The organism is Paraplanobispora siamensis (assembly GCF_016863175.1).
GTDB classification, from domain to species: domain Bacteria; phylum Actinomycetota; class Actinomycetes; order Streptosporangiales; family Streptosporangiaceae; genus Planobispora; species Planobispora siamensis.
The window spans coordinates 1-1,276 of the sequence record NZ_BOOJ01000137.1 but is presented as its reverse complement, the minus strand read 5'-3'; the positions used below and the strand labels follow the sequence as shown (position 1 = coordinate 1,276).

General features: G+C 72.5%; 2 protein-coding genes. One reads left to right on the top strand and one right to left on the bottom strand.

The window, feature by feature from the left end; all coding sequences use genetic code 11:
• The first annotated feature begins 219 nt into the window (after positions 1–219).
• Positions 220–912: a sulfotransferase family protein gene (locus tag Psi01_RS42895; RefSeq protein ID WP_204069957.1), complete on the top strand. Its 693-nt coding sequence runs from the start codon at positions 220–222 to the stop codon at positions 910–912.
• Between the two features lie 130 nt (positions 913–1,042).
• Here Psi01_RS42895 and Psi01_RS42890 read toward each other — a convergent pair.
• Positions 1,043–1,276 (bottom strand): hypothetical protein (locus Psi01_RS42890; RefSeq protein ID WP_373872556.1); only part of this gene is annotated, 234 nt, incomplete at its 5' end.

Genomic DNA, 1,276 nt, shown 5'->3' with positions numbered 1-1,276 from the left:
GCCACTTCACCGTCTGACCCGGCCCACGAGCCGGTGGGCCGCTCCACCGCCTGACTGGGAATCCAGCCGATTCACCGTCTGACCGCTCCCCCGGCCGCCTGAGCGGGCGGCCGGGGGAGCGTCGCGGATGCCTCACCGGATGGTCTTCCGGGGCGCGGAATGCTCCCGCGGAAGGCCACCCGGTGTCATAAACCCGGCGTGCGAGGGCAGGTTGGGGTAATGCTGCAGGTCATCGGGGCCGGGCTGGGCCGTACCGGCACCAGTTCACTCAAGATCGCGCTGGAACACCTGGGTTTCGCGCCCTGCTATCACATGTTCGAGGTCCTGGGCGATATCGAGCGGATGCGGCAGTGGACCGCCGTGGCGCAGGGCGCCGCGCCCGACTGGGAGGCGATCTTCCACGGATACCGGGCGTGCGTGGACTTCCCCGCGGCCGCGTACTGGCGGGAGCTGGCCGATCACTATCCCGAGGCCAAGGTGATCCTCACCCTGCGCGACCCCGACGCCTGGTACGAGAGCGCCCGTAAGACGATCTTCCGGCTGCCCCGTGTGCTGCGCCATCCCGTGCTCGGTCCCGCGCTGCGCACGGTCCTTCCCGCGCAGGCCAGGCTGACCGCGTTCACCCGCATGCTGAGCGCCGTCAACCAGGACAGGCGCGACATCGTCTTCGACCGCGCCAGCGCCCTGAAGTACTACGAGCGGCACAACGCCGAGGTGCGGGCGTCCGTGCCGCCGGAACGGCTGCTGATCTACCGGGTGGGGCAGGGGTGGGAGCCGCTGTGCGACTTCCTCGGCGTCCCCGTGCCCGGCACCCCGTTCCCCCGGGCCAACGACAGCTCCCGTTTCTGGAGCAACTTCCGCCGGACCCTGTGGGGCAGGCACGGAACCGGCCCGATACGGCCGCCCGCCTGAGGAAGCGGGTGCCGGCAAACGGGCCCGGGGGACAGGCCCGGACGCGACGAGGCCGCCACCGGTGATGTCCGGTGGCGGCCTCGTCGCGCTGTCGTCGGAAGGTGCCTGAGAGGCTGGGAGCCCGGGAAGGTCAGGCGCCGGTGCGGAGCAGGCGCCGGCTCAGGACCCGGCTGGCGGCGAACGCCCCGCCGCCCGCCACGAGGATGAGGGCGAGGATGCCCGCGAGGGGCATGCTGTTCGCCTTCTCGGCGGTGGTGGTCGCGGCGGCCGCGGTGACGGTCTTGGCCGGGAGCTCGGCGGTCGTCGCGCCGGTGGCGGGCTTGCCCGCGGCGGCCTTGTCGGCGGCCGGCTTCTTGGCGGGCTT

Coding starts and splice junctions, on each gene's coding strand:
- Psi01_RS42895 (WP_204069957.1), top strand. CDS start 220: ATGCTGCAGGTCATCGGGGCCGGGCTGGGCCGTACCGGCACCAGTTCA.